The 23,731-nt window shown below is 72.0% G+C and carries 22 protein-coding genes; 12 read left to right on the top strand and 10 right to left on the bottom strand.

Annotation, left to right across the window (positions count from 1 at the left end; all coding sequences use genetic code 11):
• Window positions 1-132 precede the first annotated feature (132 nt).
• Window positions 133-1,020 (bottom strand): SDR family oxidoreductase, encoded by an 888-nt coding sequence (locus AB0N84_RS15970; RefSeq protein ID WP_363548113.1) that lies wholly within the window; start codon window positions 1,018-1,020, stop codon window positions 133-135.
• A 129-nt stretch (window positions 1,021-1,149) separates the two neighbouring features.
• Here AB0N84_RS15970 and AB0N84_RS15965 point away from each other — a divergent pair, with 129 nt between their 5' ends.
• On the top strand, window positions 1,150-1,968 hold the full coding sequence (locus tag AB0N84_RS15965) for an SDR family oxidoreductase (RefSeq protein WP_069711866.1): 819 nt from the start codon (window positions 1,150-1,152) through the stop codon (window positions 1,966-1,968).
• Window positions 1,969-2,041: 73 nt separating this feature from the next.
• On the opposite strand, the gene AB0N84_RS15960 is transcribed toward AB0N84_RS15965, so the two are convergent.
• The 6 genes from AB0N84_RS15960 to AB0N84_RS15935 form a co-directional block, all read right to left on the bottom strand.
• Window positions 2,042-2,773, bottom strand: coding sequence for a S1 family peptidase (locus AB0N84_RS15960; protein WP_069711865.1), 732 nt, complete (start codon window positions 2,771-2,773; stop codon window positions 2,042-2,044).
• Between the two features lie 120 nt (window positions 2,774-2,893).
• Window positions 2,894-3,820 (bottom strand): ROK family protein, encoded by a 927-nt coding sequence (locus AB0N84_RS15955; protein ID WP_363548109.1) that lies wholly within the window; start codon window positions 3,818-3,820, stop codon window positions 2,894-2,896.
• A complete protein-coding gene (locus AB0N84_RS15950) occupies window positions 3,817-5,493 on the bottom strand; it encodes an ABC transporter ATP-binding protein (RefSeq protein ID WP_363548106.1) in 1,677 nt (558 codons plus the stop codon). Before AB0N84_RS15950 ends, AB0N84_RS15955 begins: the two co-directional genes overlap by 4 nt.
• Entirely contained in the window at window positions 5,494-6,387 is an 894-nt protein-coding gene (locus AB0N84_RS15945) for an ABC transporter permease (RefSeq protein WP_363548103.1), read from the bottom strand. It lies immediately after the preceding gene.
• On the bottom strand, window positions 6,384-7,343 hold the full coding sequence (locus AB0N84_RS15940; RefSeq protein ID WP_363548100.1) for an ABC transporter permease: 960 nt from the start codon (window positions 7,341-7,343) through the stop codon (window positions 6,384-6,386). Before AB0N84_RS15940 ends, AB0N84_RS15945 begins: the two co-directional genes overlap by 4 nt.
• Before the next feature lie 90 nt (window positions 7,344-7,433).
• Window positions 7,434-9,230 carry a peptide ABC transporter substrate-binding protein gene (locus AB0N84_RS15935; RefSeq protein WP_363548097.1) on the bottom strand — a complete coding sequence of 599 codons (1,797 nt, stop codon included), beginning with the start codon at window positions 9,228-9,230 and terminating at the stop codon, window positions 7,434-7,436.
• 214 nt (window positions 9,231-9,444) lie between these two features.
• Between AB0N84_RS15935 and AB0N84_RS15930 the strand changes: the two genes are divergently transcribed.
• From AB0N84_RS15930 to AB0N84_RS15920, 3 genes are read left to right on the top strand one after another with little or no spacing between them, the layout of a single operon-like run.
• A complete protein-coding gene (locus AB0N84_RS15930) occupies window positions 9,445-10,629 on the top strand; it encodes an ROK family protein (RefSeq protein ID WP_363548094.1) in 1,185 nt (394 codons plus the stop codon).
• Complete coding sequence (locus AB0N84_RS15925) at window positions 10,622-12,142, top strand: M81 family metallopeptidase (RefSeq protein WP_363548091.1); 1,521 nt, start codon at window positions 10,622-10,624, stop codon at window positions 12,140-12,142. The genes AB0N84_RS15930 and AB0N84_RS15925 overlap by 8 nt, the downstream gene beginning before the upstream one ends.
• The gene (locus AB0N84_RS15920) at window positions 12,142-12,879 is read left to right on the top strand and encodes a copper homeostasis protein CutC (RefSeq protein WP_363548088.1); all 738 of its coding nucleotides are present in this window, start codon (window positions 12,142-12,144) and stop codon (window positions 12,877-12,879) included. The genes AB0N84_RS15925 and AB0N84_RS15920 overlap by 1 nt, the downstream gene beginning before the upstream one ends.
• A gap of 46 nt (window positions 12,880-12,925) precedes the next feature.
• Here the strand turns inward: AB0N84_RS15920 and AB0N84_RS15915 are convergent, their stop codons facing one another.
• Window positions 12,926-13,552 (bottom strand): metal ABC transporter ATP-binding protein, encoded by a 627-nt coding sequence (locus tag AB0N84_RS15915; RefSeq protein WP_289459303.1) that lies wholly within the window; start codon window positions 13,550-13,552, stop codon window positions 12,926-12,928.
• 50 nt (window positions 13,553-13,602) lie between these two features.
• On the opposite strand from AB0N84_RS15915, the gene aztB reads away from it, so the two are divergent.
• From aztB to AB0N84_RS15890, 5 genes are read left to right on the top strand one after another with little or no spacing between them, the layout of a single operon-like run.
• On the top strand, window positions 13,603-14,475 hold the full coding sequence (gene aztB, locus AB0N84_RS15910; RefSeq protein ID WP_363548085.1) for a zinc ABC transporter permease AztB: 873 nt from the start codon (window positions 13,603-13,605) through the stop codon (window positions 14,473-14,475).
• Entirely contained in the window at window positions 14,472-15,659 is a 1,188-nt protein-coding gene (locus AB0N84_RS15905; protein ID WP_363548082.1) for an ABC transporter, read from the top strand. The genes aztB and AB0N84_RS15905 overlap by 4 nt, the downstream gene beginning before the upstream one ends.
• Window positions 15,656-16,561: a metal ABC transporter substrate-binding protein gene (locus AB0N84_RS15900; RefSeq protein ID WP_363548079.1), complete on the top strand. Its 906-nt coding sequence runs from the start codon at window positions 15,656-15,658 to the stop codon at window positions 16,559-16,561. The genes AB0N84_RS15905 and AB0N84_RS15900 overlap by 4 nt, the downstream gene beginning before the upstream one ends.
• Before the next feature lie 26 nt (window positions 16,562-16,587).
• On the top strand, window positions 16,588-17,769 hold the full coding sequence (locus AB0N84_RS15895) for a hypothetical protein (RefSeq protein WP_363548076.1): 1,182 nt from the start codon (window positions 16,588-16,590) through the stop codon (window positions 17,767-17,769).
• A gap of 18 nt (window positions 17,770-17,787) precedes the next feature.
• Window positions 17,788-18,609: an aldo/keto reductase gene (locus AB0N84_RS15890; RefSeq protein WP_363548074.1), complete on the top strand. Its 822-nt coding sequence runs from the start codon at window positions 17,788-17,790 to the stop codon at window positions 18,607-18,609.
• Window positions 18,610-18,709: 100 nt separating this feature from the next.
• Here the strand turns inward: AB0N84_RS15890 and AB0N84_RS15885 are convergent, their stop codons facing one another.
• Together AB0N84_RS15885 and AB0N84_RS15880 are read right to left on the bottom strand one after the other, a co-directional pair.
• Window positions 18,710-18,970 (bottom strand): hypothetical protein, encoded by a 261-nt coding sequence (locus AB0N84_RS15885; RefSeq protein WP_069711858.1) that lies wholly within the window; start codon window positions 18,968-18,970, stop codon window positions 18,710-18,712.
• A 120-nt stretch (window positions 18,971-19,090) separates the two neighbouring features.
• A complete protein-coding gene (locus AB0N84_RS15880; RefSeq protein WP_363548071.1) occupies window positions 19,091-19,945 on the bottom strand; it encodes a helix-turn-helix transcriptional regulator in 855 nt (284 codons plus the stop codon).
• 86 nt (window positions 19,946-20,031) lie between these two features.
• Here AB0N84_RS15880 and AB0N84_RS15875 point away from each other — a divergent pair, with 86 nt between their 5' ends.
• From AB0N84_RS15875 to glgX, 3 genes are all read left to right on the top strand, one after another.
• A complete protein-coding gene (locus tag AB0N84_RS15875; RefSeq protein ID WP_363548068.1) occupies window positions 20,032-20,814 on the top strand; it encodes an SDR family oxidoreductase in 783 nt (260 codons plus the stop codon).
• Between the two features lie 155 nt (window positions 20,815-20,969).
• A complete protein-coding gene (gene msrA, locus AB0N84_RS15870) occupies window positions 20,970-21,491 on the top strand; it encodes a peptide-methionine (S)-S-oxide reductase MsrA (RefSeq protein WP_363548065.1) in 522 nt (173 codons plus the stop codon).
• Between the two features lie 112 nt (window positions 21,492-21,603).
• Window positions 21,604-23,622, top strand: coding sequence for a glycogen debranching protein GlgX (gene glgX, locus AB0N84_RS15865; protein ID WP_289459294.1), 2,019 nt, complete (start codon window positions 21,604-21,606; stop codon window positions 23,620-23,622).
• Window positions 23,623-23,731: the final 109 nt, after the last annotated feature.

Below are 23,731 nucleotides of genomic sequence, written 5' to 3'. Positions count from 1 at the left end.
GCCCCCCCCGACATCAACACAATCCTGCAAACACTCTTACCCTCCACGCCGCTCTTCCTATCTGGCGCCGCCCTGCTGCGGGGTGGCGCGGTGCCAGCTGGCACCGCGCCTCCCGTCCGTTGCTGGTCCTGTCTAGAACGCGGGCGTCCCACCGGCGATCGTGACGGTCGAACCGGACTGGTAGCTCGACTCCGGGCTCACCAGGTGCACGTAGGCGGCACCGAGCTCGGCGGGCTGGCCCGGGCGTCCGAACGGCGACTGCTCGCCGAAGTGCGCGACGGTCTCCGCGTCGTCCGAGCCGGGCTGCAGCGGCGTCCACACCGGACCCGGCGCGACCGAGTTCACGCGGATGCCCTTCGGTGCGAGCTGCTGCGCGACGGCTTCGGTGAAGGTCTTCACGGCGCTCTTCGAGATCGCGTAGTCGATCTTGTCCGGCGACGGCGTCGCGGCCTGGATCGAGCCGGTGGTGACGATCGTCGAGCCGGGCTCGAGGTGCGGGACCGCGGCCTGGGTCAGCCAGAACAGCGAGTAGATGTTCGTCTTGAACGTCGAGTCGAAGTGCTCGGTGGTCAGCGACAGGATGTCGTCGTTGCTGTCCATGCGACCGGCGACCATGACGAGGGTGTCGAGTCCGCCGAGCTCGTCGACGGCCTTCTGGACGAGGTCCTTGCAGTACTGCTCGTCCGAGATGTCCCCGGGGACGAGGACGGCCTTGCGCCCCTCGGACTCGAGGAGGTCACGGACCTGCTCGGCGTCCTCCTGCTCGTCGGGCAGGTAGGAGAGGACGAGGTCGGCGCCCTCGCGGGAGAGCGCGATGGCGGCGGCACGGCCGATGCCGGAGTCCGCGCCGGTGACGATGCCGCGGTACCCGGTCAGGCGCTCCTTGCCGACGTAGCTCTGCTCGCCGTGGTCGGGCTCCGGGTCCATCTTCCAGGCGGCACCCGGCAGCGACTGCTCCTGCTCCGGGAACGGGGGCTTCGGGTAGAGGCTGTTCGGATCGCGCTTCTCGTACTGGCTCATGGGGCCATGGTGCGCGCACGTGCCTCCGCGTCGGTCCAGTCGTCCGGCTGTCACCCGGACGCCCAGGTGGCGCCAGGGCGACGGGGGTTGCCTGCTCGCCGTCACCCGAACAGCAACTGGAGGCAGCGAATGGCCAAGACCTGGTTCATCACCGGAGCGTCGAAGGGCTTCGGCCGCGAGTGGGCGGAAGCCGCCCTGGAGCGCGGGGACTCCGTCGCCGGCACCGCGCGGAACACCGACGACGTGCAGGCACTCGTCGAGCAGTACCCGGACACCTTCCTGGCGATCCGGCTCGACGTCACCGACAAGGCCGCCGACACCGCCGCGGTGCAGCAGGCCGCCGAGCACTTCGGTCGGCTCGACGTCGTCGTGAACAACGCGGGGTTCGGCCACTTCGGCATGGTCGAGGAGCTGACCGAGGACGAGGTCCGCGCGCAGCTCGAGACGAACTTCTTCGGCGCCCTCTGGGTCACGCAGGCGGCACTGCCGATCATGCGTGAGCAGGGCTCGGGGCACATCGTACAGGTCTCGAGCATCGGCGGCATCAGCGCGTTCCCCACGGTCGGCGCCTACCACGCGTCGAAGTGGGCGCTCGAGGGCCTGTCGCAGTCGCTGTCGCAGGAGGTCGCGGGCTTCGGCATCTCCGTCACGCTCGTCGAGCCGGGCGGGTTCTCGACCGACTGGTCGGGTCCGTCCTCGAAGCACAGCGAGGAGCTCGACGCCTACGCGGACGTCCGCGAGGCCGCCTCGAAGCGCCCGTCCGCGTCGGACCCGGGCAAGCCCGAGGCCACGCGGTCGGCGATCCTCAAGGTCGTCGACGCCGAGCAGCCGCCGCTGCGGGTCTTCTTCGGCAAGGCGCCGCTCGGCATCGCCGAGCAGGACTACGAGTCGCGTCTCGCGACGTGGCGCGAGTGGCAGCCGGTCGCCGAGGAGGCGCACGGCGCCTGAAGCGACCGTTGACGGACGGGAGGCGCGGTGCTGGCTGGCACCGCGCCTCCCGTCCGTCCGTGGGTCGCGCTGGTCAGACGCCCGCCGTGGAGCGGATCCACGAGGACGACTGCGACAGCAGCGCGTAGTTGGACCCCGCCTGGGTGTTCGCACCCGGGTCGGCGCTGTCGCCGGTGGAGCAGACGGCGACCACCTTGCCGTTGACGAGGAGCGGGCCGCCCGAGTCCCCGTGGTTCGAGGCGCCGGTGACACCCGTGACGTGCTGGGCGCGACCGCTGTAGGCGTCCCGCGTCGAGCCGGTCAGGGACACTGTCGCCTGGTACAGCCCGTCCGACTGCTGCGCGTTCGCCCGCAGACCGTAGCCCTGGATGACGCCGGTCCCGCTCGACTTCGCCGCCGCCGTCAGGTCGAGGGGAGCGTAGGTGGAGAGTGCGTACGCGCTGCGCAGGTGCACGAGCGCGATGTCCCCGGCCGGTGCGGCACTGACCCGGTCCACGGCGACGGCGGACCCGCGGTTCGTGGTGGAGTTCGAGTGGTAGACGTTCATCGCACCGATGCCGTCGATGCAGTGCCGCGCGGTGAGGATCCACGAGGCGTTGATCTGCTCCCCCGTGCAGTTGCTCACGTAGCCGGACGGGATCGTCCCGCCGGAGGCCTCGAGCTGGACCGCCCAGCTCGTGGTGGGGGCCTGCTCGCCGCCGACGACCTCGATGTGCGCGGGCAGCGCGGAGGCGGGGGTGGCGGCGAACACGCCGCCGGCGACGACGGCGACGGCGGCGAGCGCCGCTGCGAGGGTGTGCTTCATGTGGACTCCTCGATCAGGACCCTGCGACGTTGCAGGGTGCAACCAGGTGGCCATCCTGACCCTCGTCCGAGGGTCGTACCAGTCCGCACTTCCACCGACACCGGGGCCCGACGCCCGTCGTCACCGGGCGGGAGCCCCCTCGAGCAGGCGCACGCGGACCCGGGCGGCGGCGCCGAGCGCGACCGCGTCCGCACCGAGGGACGAGTGCGCGAACCGGACCGTGGCGCCGCTGACCGGCGGCTCCGCCGCGATCGCCGTTGACACCGCCGGTCCCAGGAGGTCCCAAGAGCGCGCGATGCCCCCTCCGACGACCACCGTGGTCACGTCGAGGATCCCCGCTGCGAGCAACGCAGCACGGGCGACGCCCCATCCCGCGGTCCGGAACACCTCGACCGCGTCGGCGTCCCCGGCGCGGGCAGCGTCGGCCACCTCGCGCGCCGATGACCGATGACCGGAGCGCTCGGCGTACCGGTCGGCGATGCCGCGTGCGCCGGCGACCGTCTCCAGGTGCCCGGACTGCCCGCAGGTGCACGGTGCGTCGCCGAAACCGGGGACGTGGCCGATCTCCCCGGCGGCACCACGAGGCCCCGCGAAGAGCGCGCCGCCGAGCACGAGGGCGCCGCCGACACCGGTGCCCAGGGTCATGCCCAGCACGTCGGTCTCCCCCTCGACCGCACCGGTGGCGACCTCGCCGAGCAGGAACGCGTTCACGTCGTTGTCGAGCGTGGCGGGCACCCCCACGGCCGCGGTGATCGCTTCGGTGACCCGGTAGCCAGCCCAGCCGGTGAACGAGTTCGCGGTGACCAGGACCGTCCCGCTCGCTGCGTCGACGACACCGGCAGCCCCGACGCCGACACCGATGAGCTCGGCGTCGTGCCGGTCGAGCAGTCCTGCCACGGCGTCGAGGGCCGAACCGACGATCGCCGCGCCGCCCTCGTGCGCGGGCGTCGGGAGGTCGACGCGGCCGACGACGACGAGGTCTGCGTCGGTGAGGACGACCTTGGTGTTCGTGCCCCCGACGTCGATCCCGGCGATCACCGCGCTCACGCGACCACCGCCGACAGGGTCGCCAGCCGTTCCGTCCGCCGACGCCGCTGCACGACCGGGTCCGGCACCGGGACCGCCGCGAGGAGCCGCTTGGTGTAGTCGGTCTCCGGGTGCACGAGCGTCTCCCCCGTCGTCCCCTGCTCGACGATCACGCCCTGCCGCATCACGACGACGCGCTGCGCGAAGTGCTGCACCACGGCCAGGTCGTGGGAGACGAACAGGCAGGCGAAGCCGAGGTCGCGCTGGAGGTCGGTGAGGACCTCGAGCACGGCCTCCTGCACACTGACGTCGAGGGCGCTCGTCGGCTCGTCGGCGACCAGCAGCCGGGGTTCGAGCACGAGTGCCCGGGCGAGCGAGACCCGCTGGCGCTGCCCGCCGGAGAGCTCGCGGGGCGCCCGACCGGCAAGGGCGCGCGGCAAGCGGACGGCGTCGAGCACCTCGTCCACGCGACGACGGCGCTCAGCGGCCGACGTTCCGCGTCGGTGCACGGCCAAGGGTTCGGCGATGCACTCGCCGACCGACATCCGGGCATCGAGCGACGCCACCGGGTCCTGCAGGACCACACCGATGCCCGCCCGCAGTCGTCGCCGCGAACCCCCGCGGACGCGCCGGAGGTCCTCGTCGAACAGCCGCACGCTCCCACCGGTGGGCCGGACCAGGCCGAGCGCGACCCGGGCGGCGGTGGACTTGCCCGATCCGGACTCGCCCACGAGCCCGACCGTCTCGCCGGCGTGCACCGCGACGTCGATGCCGCGCAGGGCGGGGACGGCCCGCGCGCCGCGGCCGAAGACGACGGAGACGTCCCGCAGGTCGACCACCGGTGCCCGGTCCTCCGTCCCCGCGCCGACGGCCGTCGACCGCGTGGTGACCGGAGGGAGCGGCGCATCCGCGACCCGGAGCCGTGGGACCGCCGCGAGGAGGCGCTTCGTGTAGTCGTGCCGGGGGCGGAGCAGGACGTCCTCCACACCCCCGGTCTCGACGACCTCACCCTGCAGCATCACGGCGACGCGGTCGGCGAAGTCCGCGACGACACCCATGTTGTGCGTGACGAGCAGGACACCGGTCCCCGAGTCGGCCGCCAGTCGGCGCAGCAGCTCGAGGATCTCGGCCTGCACGGTGACGTCGAGCGCGGTCGTCGGCTCGTCGGCGATGAGGAGCGCCGGCTCGTTGGCGATCGCCATCGCGATGACGACGCGCTGGCGCTGTCCGCCGGAGAGCTGGAACGGGAAGGCCTTCGCGCGGGTCTCGGGCGAGGGGATGCCGACGCGGTCGAGCAGGTCGACGGCTGCGGCTGCGGCCTCGGCAGCGGAGACCGACCGGTGGTTCCGGATGACCTCGGCGATCTGCGTGCCGATCCGCGTGAGCGGGTCGAGCGCGGTCGCCGGTTCCTGGAACACCATCGACACGGTGTTGCCGCGGAGCCCGCGGAGCGACGACTCCGTCGCGCCGACGACCTCGTGGCCGTCGACGACCGCGCTCCCGCGCGCCGTCGCGTTGCCGGAGAGCAGCCCCATGGCGGCGAGCGCCACGGTCGACTTGCCCGACCCGGACTCACCGACGAGGGCGAGGGTCTCTCCCGGGTCGACGTGCAGGGAGACGCCGCGGACCGCGTCGACGGTGCCGGTCTCCGTGGCGAACACGACCCCGAGGTCGGTGGTGGTCAGGACGGACATCTAGCGGCCCCTCACGTCGAAGGCATCTCGGAGCCCGTCACCCACGGCGTTGAACGCGCAGACGACGAGGATGACGGCGAGCCCCGGTGGCACGATCAACCACCAACGGCCCGAGTACGCGGCGGTGAGTCCCGCCGAGAGCATGCCGCCCCAGTCGGTCGCGGGCGCCTGCACGCCGAGGCCGAGGTACGACACGTAGGCGACGAGCAGGATGGCATCGGCGACCTGGAACGTCGCGGCGACCACGATCGTCGAGACCGAGTTCGGCAGCAGGTGCTTCCCGATCGCGCGGGCGTGTGACCCGCCGATCGCGCGGAGGGTCAGGACGTAGTCGCGGTTCTTCAGCGTCAGCGTCTCGGCACGGATCAGCCGCGAGGGCACGAGCCAGGACACGAGCCCGAGGATCACGATGAGCCCGGCGACCCCGGGTGTGGTGATCGCCGAGATGACGAGCAGGATGAACAGGGCGGGGATGGCGATGCCCGCGTCGACGACACGCATCATCACGGCGTCGACCCAGCCACCGAGGTACCCGGCGACCGAGCCCCACAGGGTGCCGACGACGGTCGCCAGGACACCGGCCGCGATGCCGACCATCAGCGACACCTTGCCGCCGTACATGAGCCGACCGAGGACGTCGTGCCCGACGGCGTCGGTGCCGAGCGGGTGCGCGGCGCTCGGCCCCTGGTTCGCCTGCTCGAGGAGCGTGTGGGTCTGGTCGGTCGGGTACAGGAACGGGCCGACGAAGCAGAAGAGCACGATGACGACGATCACGACGAGGCCGATGACCGCCAGGGTGTTGTGCCGGAAGCGGCGGACGGCGAGACGCCAGCCCGTCGCGGCGACGGTCGCGGGGGTGCCGGGGGCCTCCGGCGCGATCTGGACGGCGGTCATGCGCGGCTCGCCTTCACTCGCGGGTCGATGAGGGACTGCGCGACGTCGGCGAGCAGGGTGCCCACGACGGTCGCGATGGAGATGACGAGCACGCAGCCGAGCAACGTCGGGTAGTCCGAGGACTGAGCCGCGTTCCAGAACAGCAGGCCCATGCCCGGGTAGTTGAAGAGTTGCTCGGTGACGAGCGCACCGCCGAAGAGCACCGGCAGGTAGTAGCCGAGCATCGCCACCACCGGGGTGAGCGAGTTCCGGAACACGTGCCGCCGGAGGATCGCCGCGGTCGACGCTCCCCCGGCCCGCGCGGTGCGCACGTAGTCCTCCTGCAGGTTCTCGAGCGTCGCCGCGCGCATGTACCGGCTGAACACGGCGATCATCGCGAGGGCGCCGGTCAGGACGGGCAGGACGAGGCCCGCCGGGTCCTGGAACACCTCGGACAGGGTGGTGCCGCTCGGCGCCTGGGACGGCAGCCAGGGCAGCTGCTGGCTGAACACGACGATGAGGACGAGCCCCAGGAAGAACGCCGGCGTCGAGTAGAAGACGAACGCCAGTGCGGTCGCCGCGTAGTCGACCGCACCGTTGCGGCGAGCGGCCTGCAGCATGCCGACCGGGATCGCGACGAGGAGTCCGAGCACGGCGGACAACCCGGTGAGCACGAGCGTCTTCGGCAGGCGCTCGACGATGAGCTGCCCGACGGGCTCGTTGAGCGTGTACGAGGTGCCGATGTCCCCGGAGAGCAGCCGCCCGAGGAACCGGACGTACTGCACGGGCAGCGGTTGGTCGAGCCCCTGCGCCTGGTTGAACGCGGCGATCTGCGCGGGCGTCGCGGAGACGCCGAGCACGCCGCGGGCGGGACCGCCCGGCAGGGCGTGCAGCAGGCAGAAGACGACGATCGTGACGATCAGGATCACCGCGAGCGCCTGCAGGACGCGTCGGAGGAGGTACAGAGCTGTGGTCATGCGGCTTCCGTCGTTCGGATGCTTGCTGGGGATCCCGGGAGGCGCGGTGCGCGTCGGACGCGCACCGCGCCTCCCGGGTGGGTCACCTTGCTACTTCGACCACTTCCACTGGGCCGGGTGGAAGTTGGCGAGCGAGTCCTGGTCGAACCCGGTCAGGCCCTGCTTGACGACCGAGATCTGGTAGTCCGGGCTCGGCAGCCAGATGACGGGCAGGTCCTTCGCGACCGCGGCGCTGTAGTCCTGCACCTTGGTCGGGTCGGTCGAGGTCGTGGTCGCGTCGATCAGGGAGTCGACCTCCTTGTTCGAGTAGGAGCCGAAGTTCGCCGAACCACCGGTCTGGAAGAGCGACTCCCCGGTCGGGTAGGCCGGGAAGTACCAGCTGCCGGCGGTGCCGAAGAAGGAGAGGTCCCAGTCGCAGGACGCCTCGTCGCTCGTGCAGGTCGGCGTCTGCGACAGCACGCTCGAGACGGGCGCGGTCTTGATCGTGAAGCCGATGCCGGTCTTCGCGAGCGACGACTGGATCGCGCTCATCATGTTGTCCGTGACCGTGGAGCCGGACTGCGAGAGCACCTGCATGGTGAACTCCGTGCCCTTCGCCACCCCGTCGCCGCACTGATCGGCCGAGGTGCCCGGGTCCGTGCAGACCATGGTGTCGCCCTGCTTCGTCCAGCCGTGGCTGGTGAGCAGTTCCTTCGCCTTCGCGGTGCTGAACGGGTACGGGTTGCCCTTCTGCGCCTCGGACACGAAGTCGGACTCCTGCGCCTGCGGGACGGGACCGTAGGTCGAGGTCGCGGTGCCGTTGAAGACGACCTTCGACAGCGCGGTCTGGTCGATCGACATCTGCACGGCCTGGCGGGCGTACAGCTGCTTAAAGACCGCGCCCATCGTCGGGTTGTTGAAGTTGTACGGCATGTACGTGATCGCCCAACCGGTCCACGGCTCGACCTCGTAGCCCTTGCCCGTGAACGAGTCCTTCTGGTCCATGTCGGTGGCGTTGATGTAGCCGTAGTCCACCTCGCCCGATCGCACCGCGTTGACCTCGGCGTCCGCGGTCGTGAACGGCAGCAGGTTGACGGTCCCGATCTGCGCCTTCTCACCACCGTCGTACTTCGTGTTCGCCGTCAGCGTGACCTTGCCGGCGGTGGTGAACGACTCGACGCCGTACGGGCCGGAGATGGTCTTCCACAGGTCGTCGCTCGCGTAGTCGGCGATCTTGCCCGCGGCGGTGTTGAGGTACTTCCAGACCTGCTTCGCGCCGTCGGTGCTCTCGTCGGCGTCGCTCACCTCGGCGCTCGCGCTCGTCTTGTCCCAGGCGTGCTGCGGCAGCGGGATGATGTGGCTCAGCTGGTTCGCGAGCATCCAGTCCGGGTTGTACGCCTTGTCGAAGGTGATCGTGAAGTGGGTGTCGTCGACCGTCTTGAACGAGGTCCAGTTGTCCGGCGCCTTGCCCGCGGAGTACGAGCCCCACTGGTCCTTGTTCGCCTTGATCAGGTTGAACCAGAACGCGACGTCGCGGCTCGTGATCGGCTTGCCGTCGGACCAGTGCCGGTCACCGAGCGTCATCGTGACACTCGTGCCGTCCTTCGCGAAGTCCGCCGCGGTCGCCACCGAGCCCGCCTTGTTCCAGGCGATCTTGCCCGTGGAGCCGTCGTAGGCGACGAGGGGTTCGTACAACGACTGCGCGATCGAGCCGTTGTTGGTGTTGAGGTGCGCTGCGGTGCCGATCGGCAGGATCCAGTTCGGCGTGAAGTTGGCGGGGAGCGCGTAGTTGATCTCGTCGGATCCGGCACCGGTGGAGGCGTTGCCGCCGCCGGAGCATCCGGCGAGCAGGGCGCTCACGGCGATCGCGGCTCCGGTGAGGAGCGCCCAGCGACGGGGCTTGGTCATGCGGTGTCTCCTTGTGTGTGGAACGTCGGGAGGATGGAGCACGGGTGCCGGCGGCACGGGGACAGTCAAGGACCAGGTGCGTTGGAAAAACAAACATCTCTGTGTAAATAGTGTGTTTCTGCCGTTTGCACGAAAGCGTTCTGCGCACGCAGCGCCCGTATCGTCGCGGTGGACGGGGGCCGGCTGCCGCTTCCCGTCGGGATTGGAGAAAGTCGTGCCGGACCTCAACGCTCGCGTCCTCGAGCTCGTGGCCACCGGGCAGGCGTCGAGTCGCACCGAGATCGCCGAGCTCCTCGCCGCCGCGCCCTCGACGGTGTCGCACGTCGTCGGTCAGCTGCTGCGGCACGGGCTCCTCGCGGAGGAGGGCACCGACGTCTCCACGGGCGGCCGCCCGCGCAAGGTGCTCCGCATCGGCGGTGCCGACGAGTACGCCGTCGCCGCGGACGTCGGCGGCGAGCACGTGCGCATCGGGGTGGTGCTGCCGGGAGGCGCGCTCGAGTCCGTCGCGACGGTCCCCTTCGCGCTCGCCGACGGCCCGACCGCCGGGCTCGGCCGCCTGGCCGGTCTGCTCGAGCAGCTCGCGGACGACCGTGGCCGCGACGGCCTCCGCGGCGTCGGCGTGAGCCTCCCCGGCCCGGTGGACGTCGAGGCCGGTGTCGTCGACCTGCCGAGCCGGATGCCCGGCTGGAACGGGTTCCCGGTGGTCGACTGGCTCTCCGAGCGCTTCGGGCTGGCCGCCGTCGTGGACAACGACGCGAACTGCATGGCCGCGGGCGAGCAGACCGTACGGGACCCGTCCCGCCGACAGACCATCACCATCAAGGCCGGGTCCGCCATCGGGGCGGGCATCGTGATCGACGGCCGCCTCTACCGCGGCTCGACCGGGTCCGCGGGGGACATCACGCACGTCCGGATCGACGCCGCCGGCGACACCCCGTGCTCGTGCGGGAACACCGGGTGCCTGGAGACCGTCGCGTCCGGTGCCGCCCTGGTCCGGGTCCTGTCGTCGGCAGGGGTCGACGTGACCTCGACCGCGGACGTCGTCCGACTCGCCTCGGACGCGCACCCCGAGACGACCCGCGCGGTGCGGATGGCCGGCCGCCACCTGGGCGAGGTCCTGGCGGCCAACGTCAACTTCTTCAACCCGGACGCCGTGTACCTCGGCGGCATCCTCTCGACCCTCGACCCGTTCATCGCCGCTGTGCGGAGCCAGCTGTACGAGAGCTGTCACCCGCTCATGACCCAGCACCTCGCGATCGAGCCGGTGTCGCTCGGTGCTGACGCCGGACTCGTCGGAGCGGGGCAGTTCGCCCTGCAGCGCGGGCTCGCGGCCTCGCTCGAGGCGCTGTCCACCCCCATCCCGCAGTCCGCCACCAGGAACAGGAGCACCCGTGTCTGAGACCCCCGTCCGCCGTCGCCCGGTGATCGCGATCGCCGGACTCGCGATCGAGACGTCGACGTTCACGCCGACCCGTACCCTCGCGCCCGCCTTCCACCCGGACCGCGGCGACGAGGTCGTGGCGCGGTACCCGTTCCTGGCGTCGTACGCGAACTCCGCCGACTTCCGCGGGGCGCTGATCGGCCACGCACTCCCCGGCGGGGTCGTCGCGCGCCCGGCCTACGAGGAACTCGCCGACGAGATCGTCGCGCGCCTGGCGGAGATCGGGCCGGTCGACGGCCTCTGGTACGACATCCACGGCGCGATGGTGGTCGAGGGGCTCGACGACGCCGAGACCGACCTGCTCGGCCGCATCCGCGCGGTCGTCGGGCCGGACGTCATCGTGTCGGCGTCGATGGACCTGCACGGCAACGTCACGCGGGAGCTCGCGCACCAGGTGGACCTCGTCACCTGCTACCGGATGGCGCCGCACGAGGACGCCCTCGAGACGAAGGAGCGCGCGGTCCGGAACCTGGTCGACGTGCTCGCCACCAGGCCGGTCGGTCGACAACGCCCGGTGAAGGCGTGGATCCCGATCCCGGTGCTGCTGCCCGGCGAGCAGACGTCGACACGCATCGAACCCGCGGCGTCGATCTACGCGCAGGTGCCGGAGGTCGAGCAGGAGGACGGCGTGCTCGACGCCGCGATCTGGGTCGGGTACGCCTGGGCGGACCAGCCCCGCGACCGTGCCGTCACCGTCGTCACCGGTTGGGACCGCGACGTCGTGGCCGCCGGTGCCGAGCGCCTGGCCCGGGCGTTCTGGGACGCCCGCGAGGACTTCGCGTTCGTGGCACCGACGGGCTCCTTCGACGAGTGCCTCGCCGCCGCGCTCGCACCCGGCGGCGCGCGCCCGTTCTTCGTCTCGGACTCCGGCGACAACCCGACCGCCGGTGGTTCCGGCGACATGACGTGGGGGTTGACGCAGGTGCTCGCGCACCCGGCGTTCGCCGCGCCGGACGGCCCCACGCTGATCTACGCGAGCGTCCCCGGTCCGGCCGCCGTCGCCGAGGCCGTGGCCGCCGGCGTCGGGGCGACCGTCACGGTGACCGCGGGCGCCGAGGTCGACGACGTGCACGCGGGGCCGATCACGATGACCGGTCGGGTGCACGCGGTGCGGCACGGCGACCGGGACGCCGAGACCGAGGTCGTGCTGCAGGTCGGCAGCGTCTTCGCGATCCTGACGACGCTCCGCAAGCCGTACCACCACGAGCACGACTTCACCGACCTCGACCTCGCCCCGCGGGACGCCGACGTCGTCGTGGTGAAGATCGGGTACCTCGAGCCGGAGCTGTTCGACATGGCGGCAGACTGGATGCTGGCGCTCACCCCCGGCGGCGTCGACCAGGACCTGCTGCGCCTCGGGCACCACCGGATCGAGCGACCGGTGTTCCCCTACGATCGGGAGTTCGCGACGCCGCCGGACCTGTCCGCGCGGATCGTGCCACCGTCGAACGAACCCCTCGGAGCCGCCTGATGTCCGTCGCCCTCGAGATCGCCGTGACCTCGCCCACCGGGGCCCTGGTCGCCCGTGACGGGGGCGCCGACCGGGTCGAGCTCTGTGTCGGCCTGGAGCTGGGCGGACTGACGCCCTCGCAGGCCCTGGTCGAGGCCACGCACGAGACCGGGATCCCGGCGCACGCCCTGGTGCGCTGCCGCCCCGGGGGCTTCACGTACGACGACGACGAGCTCGCGCTCATGGAGCGGGAGGTCCGCACGGTCCTGCGCTCGGGAGCGGCCGGGGTGGTGGTCGGCGCCCTGCGCCCGGACCGGACCCTCGACGAGGACGCCCTCCGCCGGTTCGTGGAGGCCGCCCGCTCGGTCTCCGCGCACGCCGAGGTCACGCTGCACCGGGCGGTCGACCACGCCGCCGACCCGGTCGCGACCGCCGCTCGGGTGGCGGACCTCGGGCTGACCCGGGTGCTGACGTCGGGCGGAGCCGCCAGTGCCCCGGCGGGGGCGGCGACGATCGCCCGGATGGTCGAGGCAGCCGGTCCGGTGCAGGTCATGGCCGGTGCGGGCGTGCGGCCCGAGGACGTCCGGGCCCTGGTCGCGACCGGTGTCGCCGCGGTGCACCTCTCCGCGAAGCGCCCGGTCGGCGCGCCGGAGCACGGCGGTGTGCCGATGGGCAGCGGGGACGACGGTTCGACGTACACGGTGACCGACCCCCGGGTGGTCGCCGCGGCGCGGGCCGCGCTCGACACCGACGGCTGACGCCGGAGCAACCCGGAGCAGCAAGGGTCAGCCCGGAGCAGCCGGGTCAGTCGAGTGTCACGACCCGGTCGGCCGCCGTGATGGCCACGGGATCGTGGGCGGCGTGCACGACGACGACCCCGGCGGACGCCTCGTCGGCGAGCGCCGCCGTCACGAGTGCCGCCGACCCGGCGTCCACCCCCGCGGTCGGCTCGTCGACGAGCAGGACCGGCGCGCGCTGCGCCAGACCGAGGGCGACGAGCGTGCGCTGCCGCTGCCCGCCGGACAGCTCGTCGAGCGGCCGGTCGGCGAGGTCGGTGATGCCCATCCGCTCCAGCTGGACGTCGACCACCGCGTGGTCCGCCCGTCCGAGCGGTCGCCACCAGGGCCGTGCCCGCCACCGCCCCATCGCGACGGTCGACCGCACGGTCAGCGGGAGCGCGGTCGGCGGGACGGCCTGGGTCACGTACGCCACACCGCCGGACGGGAGGCCCGACACGGCTCCGCCGACCGGCGTCACCACCCCGGCGAGCGCGTCGAGCAGCGTCGACTTGCCGGACCCGTTGGGCCCGGTGAGCGCCGTGACGACCCCCGCGGGGAACGTCGCGTCGAGGCCGTCGAGCACCGTCCGGTCGCCGCGTCGGACGACGAGGTGCGCGACCTCGAGAGCAGGGGGGACCGCGGTGGTGAGCACCTGAGCACGCTATCAGTATCGATAGTCGTTTTCATGTAGCGTCTCGCAGCGTGACTTGGCTGACCGATCCGTTCTCCGTCGACTTCATGCTGCGCGCGCTCGCGGGCGGCACCCTCGCGGCGGTCCTCTGCGCGGTCGTCGGCACGTGGGAGCTCGTCCGTGGCATGGCGTTCCTCGGCGAGGCACTGGCGCACGGCATGCTCCCCGGCGTCGCGGTCGCCACCCTGACCGGCATCCCGGCGGTCCTCGGCGCCGCGGTGAGCGCGGGTGTGATGGTGCTCGGCGTCGGGGCGCTCCGCCGCCGGGCACGGCTGTCGTACGACACCTCGATCGGGCTGCTCTTCGTCGGCATGCTCGCGCTCGGGGTCATCATCGTGTCGTCGTCGCGGTCCTTCGCCACCGACGTGACGGCGATCCTGTTCGGGGACGTGCTCGCCGTGACCGGCGCGGACCTCGGCGGACTCGCGATCGCCGTCGTCGTCGCGCTCGTGCTCGCCGCCGTGTTCCACCGGCCCTTCACCGCGGCGGCGTTCGACGTCCGGAAGGCCACGACCCTCGGGCTCCGCCCCCGACTGGCCGAGGTCGTACTCATCGGCCTCGTGACGCTCGCCGTCGTCGCGTCCTACCGGGCGGTCGGCACGCTGCTCGTCGTCGGGCTCCTGCTCGCCCCGGCCGCGGCTGCCCGCGCGTGGACGAAGCACGTCGGCTCGACGATGCTCCTCGCCGCGGGCATCGGCACCGTCGCGGTCGCGGTCGGCCTGCTCGTGTCCTGGCACCTCGGCACCGCCGCCGGAGCGAGCATCGCGGCCGTCGCCGTCGGCTCGGTCGCCGTCTCCCGCGCCCTCGCGGCCCTCCGCCCGCGGGTGTCCGGCCCGCGACCGACCACACGCACACCAGCACCAGCACCACGAGAGGCAGCATGAACCAGCCCACGAAGCGACGCACACCCGCGCGCCTGGCCACCACCGCGATCGCCGCCGCCCTGGCGATCACCGCCACCGCCTGCTCGACGGGCGGGTCCACCGGGCCGGCGGCCGACGGACCGACCGGCACCGCGAAGCCCCACGGCTACGTCGCGGGCGCGAGCGAGGCACAGGAGCCGCAGGTGCGCCTCCTGGCCGTGTCCGCCACCGGCGCGACCGCGGTCCACGACCTGCTCACCGGGGAGACCACCGACCTGGACAGGGTCGACGCCCCCGAGCACGCCGCCACCGACGGCCGGTTCCTCGTGACGAGCACCGACGACCGGACGACGATCGTCGACGGCGGCTCCTGGACGGTCGACCACGGCGACCACACGCACTACTACGCCGCGCAGCCGCGGGTCGTCGACACGATCGACGGCGGCGGTCCGGTCGAGGTGCACTCCTCGGAGACCATGACGACCATCACCTGGCCGGAGCGCGGCGAGGCGGTCGTCCTCGACCGCGCGGCCCTCGGGCAGGGCGAGGTCGAGGAGACGACCCGGGTCGACGCGACCGTCCTGCTGCCGTTCGGCGAGCAGCTCGTGGCCGGGGACGGTGACGTCGTCCGCCTGCTCGACGCCGACGGCGAGCCCACCGGCACCGAGCAGGCGTGCGCCGACCCCGCGGGCGGCATCGTGACCCGGGCCGGGGCGGTCGTCGGTTGCGCGGACGGCGCGGTCGTCGTCGGCGACGACGGCGGGACCTCCGTCGTCGCGCTGCCGGCCGGCGCGGACCGGCCGACGGCGTTCTCGGCACGCTCCGGACGCCCGACGGTCGCCGGACTCGCCGGGGACCGGGGCGCGTGGCTGCTCGACGTCCGTGAAGGCACCTGGCGCCTGGTCGAGACCGAGCGGCCGCTGCGCGCGGTGACGGCGGTCGACGACGAGGACGAGCACGTGGTGGGCGTCGACGACCAGGGGCGGGTCGTGGTCGTCACGGCGTCGACCGGGGCCGTGGCCACCACGGAGCCGCTCCTGGACCCCGCCGCCGAGCCGCTCCTGCAGCTCGACGCGCAGCGCGCCTACGTCACGGACGCGTCCGGGGAGCAGGTGCACGAGGTCGACTTCGCCGACGGCGCCCGGGTCGCCCGGTCGATCGAGCTGCCCGAGGCCCCGGTGGCCTTCGCCGAGGTCGGGCTGTGACGCGCCGCCTCCGGGCTGCCACCGCACTGGCCGTGGCCGCCGGACTCGTCGTGACCACGGCGGGCTGCTCGTCCGCCGGGTCGGACCGACCCCTCGTCGCGGTCACGACGAACATCCTCGGGGACGTCGTGACCGAGGTGGTCGGGGACGCCGCCGACGTCATGGTGCTCATGCCCGCGGGCGCCGACCCGCACTCGTTCGAGGTCTCCGCGAAGGAGGCCGCACAGCTGCGGACCGCAGACCTGGTCGTCGAGAACGGCCTCGGGCTCGAGGAGGGGGTCGCCCGTCACGTCGAGGCAGCTGCCTCCGACGGCGTCCCGGTGTTCACCGCCGGCGACCACGTCGACGCGCTCGAGTGGACGACCGAGGACGACAGCGGGCCCGACCCGCACCTCTGGACCGACCCCGAGCGCATGGTCGACGTCGTCCAGGCGCTGGACGCCGACCTGCGCGACGCCGGTGTCGAACCGACCGGCACCGACGCGTACCTCGACGAGCTGACGACGCTGGACGGCGAGATGACCGAGGCGTTCGCGGGCATCCCCGAGGAGCGGAGGGCGCTCGTCACGAACCACCACGTGTTCGGGTACCTGGCCGACCGGTACGGCTTCCGCGTCGTCGGCGCCGTGATCCCGAGCGGCACCACGCTCGCGTCGCCGAGCGCTGCCGACCTGCGCGACCTGGCCGCCGCGATCGACGAGGCGGGCGTCCCGACGATCTTCGCCGACCTCTCGCAGCCCGCACGGCTGGCCGAGGTGCTCGCCGACGAGGTGGACGTGCACGTCCGGATCCGGTCCCTCGCGACCGAGTCCCTGACCGAGGTCGGCGACGCCTCCACCTACCTCGGGATGATGCGCTCCAACACGAACGCGATCGTCGCGGGCCTGTCGATTTCTAATTGAGAATGAGAATCAGTACAGTGAACGGCATGACACCACTCCGCACCACGCTTGCGCCCGCTGCCCTGCTCGGCGCCGCCGCCCTCGTCCTGACCGGCTGCTCGACCGGCCCCGCTGCCGAGGCCGAGGGCACCCGCACCACGAAGGCCGCATCAGCCGGAGGCGACCGCATCGTCCTCACCTACGACGGCGGCCTGCTCACCCTCGACCAGGACCTGCAGGTCGTCGCCGACGACGCGATCGACGGCTTCACCCGCGTGAACCCCGCCGGGGACGGCCGCCACGTGCTCGTCACGGTGCCCGAGGGCTTCCGGGTCCTCGACACCGCCGCGGCGCCAGCCCTGACCGACGCGGTGTTCCCCGCCGACACCGGCGGCCACGCCGTCGTCCACGGCGAGAAGACCGCCCTGTTCGCCGACGGTTCCGGCGACGTGACCGTGTTCGACCACGACGAACTCGACGGCGACCGTCTGCCCGACGTCGAGACCACGGAGTCCGAGGCAGCCCACCACGGTGTCGCGATCGTGCTGGAGGACGGCACGCTCCTCAGCACGATCGGCACCGAGGAGGAGCGCACCGGCGTCCGCGCGCTCGACGAGGACGGCGAGGAGCTGACCCGCTCCGAGGCGTGCCCGAACGTGCACGGCGAGGGGGCGGTGCAGGGCGAGGTCGCGGTCTTCGGCTGCACCGACGGCGCCCTCGTGTACCAGGACGGCGCGTTCACGAAGATCGACGCCCCGACCGAGTACGGCCGCACCGGCAACCTCTTCACCACCGAGGACTCGTCCGTCGCCGTCGGCGACTTCAACGACGACCCGGACAGCGAGGGCTACCTGCTCGACCAGGTCGCACTCATCGACGCGGCCTCCGGCGAGTACCGCGTGGCGGACATGCCCGAGGGCGTCGGCTTCACCTTCCGCGACCTGGCCCGGGGCCCCGGCGACGAGGCCGTGGTCCTCGGCTCCGACGGCGCACTGCACACCTTCGACGAGCAGACGGGCGAGCCGATCGACTCCTTCGACGTCATCGACGCGTGGGAGGGTCCGACCGAGTGGCAGGACGCCCACCCCGCGCTCGAGGTCGTCGGCGACGTCGCCTACGTCACCGACCCGGCCGAGCGGAAGGTCCACGCCGTGGACCTCACCACCGGGAAGGTCGTAGCGTCGAGCGACGAACTGCCGGGCGTCCCGAACGAGATCGCGGTCGCCTGACGGCGTACTGTCCGCGACATGCCCGCTCTCACCGACACGTTCACCCTGTCCAACGGCCTGCACATCCCGAAGATCGGCTTCGGGACGTGGCAGATCCCCACCGGCTCCGAGGCGTACGACGCCACGAAGACCGCCCTTCAGGCCGGCTACCGGCACATCGACACCGCGCTGGCCTACGGCAACGAGGCCAGCGTGGGCGAGGCGATCCGCGACAGCGGCATCCCGCGCGACGAGGTCTTCGTCACCACGAAGCTGCCCGCCGAGGTGAAGACCGCCGACGGCGCCCGCAGCGCCTTCGAGGAGTCGTCCCGCAACCTCGACCTCGGACACGTCGACCTGTACCTGATCCACGCGCCGTGGCCGTGGAGCGACGTGGGCTCCGACCACCGTGACGGCAACGTCGAGGTGTGGAAGGTCTTCGAGGAGCTGTACGAGGCCGGCCGCACGAAGAGCATCGGCGTCTCGAACTTCGACGTCGCCGACCTGCAGGACCTGCTCGGTCGCACCGACGTCGTCCCGCACGCCAACCAGATCCGCTGGTTCATCGGCAACACGCAGGACGAGACCACTGCGTTCGACCGCGAGCACGACATCCTCACCGAGGGCTACTCGCCGCTCGCGACGGGCGGCCTGCTCGAGAACACGGCCATCCGCGACATCGCCGACAAGTACGACAAGTCGGTGGCCCAGGTCGCGATCCGCTACCTGCTCGACAAGGACGTCCTCCCCCTGCCGAAGTCGACCACGCCGTCCCGCATCGCGGAGAACGCGGACGTCGACTTCACGCTGTCCGACGAGGACGTCGCGACGCTCGACGGGCTGCACGACACCGACAGCTGAGCTCGGTACCGTGCTGAGGCCCTCCGATGGTGTGACCATCGGAGGGCCTCAGGACGAGCGCCCGTCGATGCGCGGGAGGCGCCACGCCGGTCTCGCTCGATCAGCGCCAGGTCCGCGCGACCACCCAACCGTCACCCTCGGGGACGATGTCGACGACGACCGCGTCCTCGTCGGCACTCACCTGGAAGCGCCACCCGACCGTGCGCTCCGGCGCGTGCGTCATCGCCGACGGCAGGAACTCCGCCGTCGCGGTCAGCCGTGTCGGGCTGTCACTCACCCGCCACCGGCGGTCCCGCCACACCATGCGGTCCGGTACCCCGCGCTCCCACCACACCGTGGCGACCTCGTGCGTCAGCATCATCCCGACCTCCCGTTCGAACGTGTGTTCGAATGGTAGGTGATGTCCGGACGACACGCACGCGCGGGATCGACGGGTGCGCACGGCGTCCATCGACGCGCACCGACGCGGGCCCGCGGCGGTTCAGTCGCTCGCGGCAGCCCGCGCGGTGAGCATCCCGAGGAGCGCCAGGGCATCCGCGTCGGGGGAACCCTGCGGCGCGGTGTAGAGCACGAGGAACTGGTCGCCGTCGACGAGCGCGAGGCTGTCGCAGTCGACCGTGACCGGCCCGACCGACGGGTGGTGGAAGGTCTTCGTGAGCACCGGGGCCGGCTGCACGTCGTGCCGCGACCACAGCCGCTCGAACTCCGCGTTGCCCGTCCGGAGTTCGTCGACGAGCGCGACGACCTCCGGGTCCGACGGGTGCTTCGCGAGCGTCGTCCGCAGCTGCATCACCACCTGGTGCCGGAACTCGGCGCCGTCGGCGATGCCGTACGGCGGCTCGGGCGTCCGCCCCGCCTCGCCCAAGGGGAAGGCCAGCCGGGCGAGGTTGCGGTCCCGACGGTCCCGCAGGGCGAAGTCCTCCATGAGCGCGGCGGCGAGGGGGTTCCACGCGAGGACCTCGAAGTCGGCGGCGAGCACGATCGCCGCGGTCAGCGGCAGACGGTCGACCACCGCCAGGATGCTCGGCCGCACCTCACGCCGGATGCTCGCGGTCCGGGTCCGCGCGGTCCCGGCGAGCAGGTGGAGGTGGTCGGACTCGGCGTCGGTGAGCCGGAGCGTCCCCGCGATGCCGGCGAGCACCTCGGCCGAGGGGCGCGGGGCTCGTGCCTGCTCGAGTCGGACGTAGTACTCGGTGGAGATGTGGGCGAGGACCGCGACCTCCTCGCGGCGCAGCCCGGGCGTGCGCCGACGCGTCCCCGACGGCAGCCCGACGTCCTCCGGGCGCAGCCGCTCGCGCCGGGCGCGGAGGAACGCGGCGAGCTCGTGCTTGTCCATGCGCCGATCCTCCCCCGCGAGCGCGACGCCGTCCTGGTACCGGGTGTACCTGGCTGCGCGGCCAACGCGGGACGGACGCTGACGGCATGACCGATCACACCATCACACGTCCGAACGGCCTGCTCTCCGGCAAGGTCGTCTTCGTCTCCGGCGCCAGCCGCGGCATCGGTGCTGCCGCCGCCCGCCTCTTCGCCGACGAGGGCGCCGCAGTCGTCCTCGCCGCGCGGAGCACCGGGTCCCTCCAGACCGTCGTCTCCGGGATCCGCGACGCCGGCGGCACCGCCGACGCCGTCGCGCTCGACCTCGCCGACCCGGCGAGCATCCGAGCCGCCGTCGACCGTGTCGGCGAGTTGCACGGACGACTCGACGGCGCCTTCAACAACGGTGCCGCGATCCAGCAGCCCGGTCCGCTGGACACCACGAGCGACGAGGACATCGACACCCAGTTCGCGGTCAACTTCCGCGGGCACTGGGTCGCGATGACCGCGGAGGCCGCCCTGATGCGCCACTCCGGCGGCGGGGCGATCGTGAACACCTCGAGCATCGGCAGCCGCCGGGCCAACCCGGCACTGCCGGCCTACGGGGCGATGAAGCGCGCCCTGAACAGCATCACCGAGACCGCAGCGGTGACGTGGGCTCCCGAGGGCATCCGGGTCAACGGCATCACCCCGGGCGGCACCGCGACGGACATGATCGCCGCATGGGAGGCGGCGACCCCGGGGATCACGGAGCAGATCGACGCCTCGGTGCCGCTCGGCAGGATGGCCCGCCCCGAGGAGGTCGCCGAGGTCGCCGCCTGGCTGCTCAGCGACCGGGCCTCGATGGTGACCGGTGCGAGCATCCCCGTGGACGGCGGCGCCGGGGCCTGACGCACCCGCGGTACCCGCTCGGCTGGACGTGGGCCGTCCGTGCTGCCACGACTGAGGCGCACCATGGACCACGACCCGGGAACACGCGCCCGGGGTCGCCGGTTGCACCCGGTGATGCCGCAGCCAGCGGCAACGACGACGCCCAGGAGGCCAGCATGACCACGACCGAGACCGCCATCCTCGCCGGCGGGTGTTTCTGGGGAGCGCAGCAGCTCCTCCGCCGCCGACCCGGCGTCATCAGCACGCGCGTCGGCTACTCCGGCGGGGACATCCCGAACGCCACGTACCGGAACCACGGCGACCACGCCGAGGCCGTCGAGATCGTCTTCGACCCGTCGCAGATCTCGTACCGCGACCTGCTCGAGTTCTTCTTCCAGATCCACGACCCGTCCACCAAGGACCGGCAGGGCAACGACGTCGGTCGCAGCTACCGCTCGGCGATCTACTTCACCAACGACGAGCAGCGCCAGGTCGCACTCGACACCATCGCGGACGTGGACGCCTCCGGCATCTGGCCGGGCAAGGTCGTCACCGAGGTCGAGCCCGCGGGCGACTTCTGGGAGGCCGAGGAGGAGCACCAGGACTACCTCGAGAAGTACCCGGCGGGGTACACCTGCCACTTCGTGCGTCCGGGCTGGAAGCTCCCGCACCGCGACGAGGCGACCGCCACGGTCTGACGTCGCGACGTGACGGACGGGAGGCGCGGTGCCAGCTGGCACCGCGCCTCCCGTCCGTCACGGGGTACGCAGGCGACGTGAGGACACAGTCGCCGCCCGCTAGAAGTGCACTATGACCACTTCCTCCCGCACCCCGCTCGGCGTGACGCTCGTCGACGGCGGCGCCAACGTCGCGCTCTTCTCCAGCACCGCCGAGCGTGTCGAGTTCTGCCGCTTCGACGAGGACGGCACCGAGCACCGCACCGAGCTGCGCAACCGCACCGGCTACACCTTCCACGACGTCGTGCCGGACGTGACCGTCGGCACCCGCTACGGCTTCCGCGTGCACGGCGCCTGGGACCCGGCGAACGGCCTGCGCCACAACGCCGCGAAGCTCCTGCTCGACCCGTACGCCACGGCCGTCGACGGCTCGTACGAGTGGGGCCAGGCCCTGTTCGGCCACGACATGGAGGACCCGGAGCAGATCGACGAGACCGACTCGGCGAGCGCCATGCCGAAGTCCGTCGTCGCCGACCGCGCGTTCGACTGGGACGGCGACCAGCTGCTCCACACCCCGTACGCCGACACGGTCGTCTACGAGGTGCACGTCAAGGGCTTCACGAAGCAGCACCCGGACGTGCCCGAGGAGATCCGCGGCACCTACGCGGGCCTCGCACACCCCGCCGCGATCAAGCACCTGACCGACCTGGGCGTGACCGCCGTCGAGCTGCTGCCGACGCACCAGTTCGTGCAGGACTCGACCCTCGCCGACAAGGGCCTCCGGAACTACTGGGGCTACAACAGCATCGGCTTCTTCGCCCCGCACGACGAGTACTCGTCCTCCGGCACGGCCGGCCAGCAGGTCACCGAGTTCAAGGAGATGGTCAAGGCCCTGCACGCCGCGGGGCTCGAGGTCATCATGGACGTCGTCTACAACCACACCGCCGAGGGCAACCACATGGGCCCGACGCTGTCCTTCAAGGGCATCGACAACGCGTCGTACTACCGCCTGGTCGAGGGCGACGAGGGCAACTACTTCGACACGACCGGCACGGGCAACAGCCTCAACGTCTCGCACCCCTCCGCGCTCGGGCTCATCACCGACTCGCTCCGCTACTGGGTCGAGGAGATGCACGTCGACGGCTTCCGCTTCGACCTCGCGACGACCCTGACCCGTCAGGACGGCGAGGCCGAGAAGCACTCCGCGTTCCTCGACATCATCCACCAGGACCCGGTGCTCCGCGAGGTCAAGATGATCGCCGAGCCGTGGGACACCGCGGGCTACCAGGTGGGCGGCTTCCCGGCCGACTGGTCGGAGTGGAACGGCAAGTACCGCGACGACCTCCGCTCCTTCTGGCGCGGTGACGAGGGCACCCTCGGCGACGCCGTGCAGCGCACCCTCGGCAGCCCGGACGTCTACGAGGGCTCGCGCCGCTCCCCGCTCTGCTCGGTGAACTTCGTCACCGCGCACGACGGCTTCACCCTGGCTGACCTCACGATGTACGCCGAGAAGCACAACGAGGCGAACGGCGAGGACAACAACGACGGCGAGAGCAACAACACCTCGTTCAACGGCGGCATCGAGGGCCCGACCGACGACGGCGCGGTGAACGACTACCGCGACCGCCAGCGCCGGAACTTCCTCGGCACGCTCATGCTCTCGGCGGGCATCCCGATGATGCTCGGCGGTGACGAGATTGCCCGCTCGCAGGGCGGCAACAACAACGCCTACTGCCAGGACGACGAGATCTCGTGGTTCGACTGGGAGGCCGCCGACCAGGACCTGCTCGCCTTCACGACCGCGGCGATCGCGTTCCGCAAGCAGCACGCGGCGCTCCGTCCGATCTGGTACCGCACGGCACCCGGCGACTCCGAGTCGACCGTGCAGGTGCTCCGCGCCGACGCGCAGGGCTTCGAGGACGGCGACTGGGCCGACGCGGGCAACCGTGCCGTGATCCTGGTGCTGCAGCAGGGCGACGACACCGTCGCGGTGCTCATGAACGCCTCGGACACGACCGTCGAGTTCACGCTGCCGGAGAAGCCGGGCGGTGGCACGTGGTCGCTCGGTCTGTCGAGCGACCCGGACCAGGCGGTCGAGGGTGACGCGACGTCGCTGCTCGTGCGCGACGCGTCCTTCACGGCGCTGGTGTAGTCCTCGGTCGCACGGACACACGGACGGGAGGCGCGGGGGCCGCCGGCCCCCCCCCCCCCCCCCCCCCGCGGGGGCGCCGCACGATTTGTGAGGGGAAGGTTATAAAAAG

This window comes from Curtobacterium sp. NPDC089185, assembly GCF_040685235.1.
In the GTDB taxonomy this organism is placed as follows: domain Bacteria; phylum Actinomycetota; class Actinomycetes; order Actinomycetales; family Microbacteriaceae; genus Curtobacterium; species Curtobacterium citri.
This window is presented reverse-complemented; position numbering and strand designations above follow the sequence as displayed.

Bases quoted from the DNA above. Each gene is read 5' to 3' on its own strand.
- AB0N84_RS15970 (WP_363548113.1), bottom strand. From the start codon at position 1,020: ATGAGCCAGTACGAGAAGCGCGATCCGAACAGCCTCTACCCGAAGCCC.
- AB0N84_RS15965 (WP_069711866.1), top strand. From the start codon at position 1,150: ATGGCCAAGACCTGGTTCATCACCGGAGCGTCGAAGGGCTTCGGCCGC.
- AB0N84_RS15960 (WP_069711865.1), bottom strand. From the start codon at position 2,773: ATGAAGCACACCCTCGCAGCGGCGCTCGCCGCCGTCGCCGTCGTCGCC.
- AB0N84_RS15950 (WP_363548106.1), bottom strand. From the start codon at position 5,493: ATGTCCGTCCTGACCACCACCGACCTCGGGGTCGTGTTCGCCACGGAG.
- AB0N84_RS15945 (WP_363548103.1), bottom strand. From the start codon at position 6,387: ATGACCGCCGTCCAGATCGCGCCGGAGGCCCCCGGCACCCCCGCGACC.
- AB0N84_RS15940 (WP_363548100.1), bottom strand. From the start codon at position 7,343: ATGACCACAGCTCTGTACCTCCTCCGACGCGTCCTGCAGGCGCTCGCG.
- AB0N84_RS15935 (WP_363548097.1), bottom strand. From the start codon at position 9,230: ATGACCAAGCCCCGTCGCTGGGCGCTCCTCACCGGAGCCGCGATCGCC.
- AB0N84_RS15920 (WP_363548088.1), top strand. From the start codon at position 12,142: ATGTCCGTCGCCCTCGAGATCGCCGTGACCTCGCCCACCGGGGCCCTG.
- AB0N84_RS15905 (WP_363548082.1), top strand. From the start codon at position 14,472: ATGAACCAGCCCACGAAGCGACGCACACCCGCGCGCCTGGCCACCACC.
- AB0N84_RS15895 (WP_363548076.1), top strand. From the start codon at position 16,588: ATGACACCACTCCGCACCACGCTTGCGCCCGCTGCCCTGCTCGGCGCC.
- AB0N84_RS15890 (WP_363548074.1), top strand. From the start codon at position 17,788: ATGCCCGCTCTCACCGACACGTTCACCCTGTCCAACGGCCTGCACATC.
- AB0N84_RS15885 (WP_069711858.1), bottom strand. From the start codon at position 18,970: ATGATGCTGACGCACGAGGTCGCCACGGTGTGGTGGGAGCGCGGGGTA.
- AB0N84_RS15880 (WP_363548071.1), bottom strand. From the start codon at position 19,945: ATGGACAAGCACGAGCTCGCCGCGTTCCTCCGCGCCCGGCGCGAGCGG.
- AB0N84_RS15875 (WP_363548068.1), top strand. From the start codon at position 20,032: ATGACCGATCACACCATCACACGTCCGAACGGCCTGCTCTCCGGCAAG.
- msrA (WP_363548065.1), top strand. From the start codon at position 20,970: ATGACCACGACCGAGACCGCCATCCTCGCCGGCGGGTGTTTCTGGGGA.
- glgX (WP_289459294.1), top strand. From the start codon at position 21,604: ATGACCACTTCCTCCCGCACCCCGCTCGGCGTGACGCTCGTCGACGGC.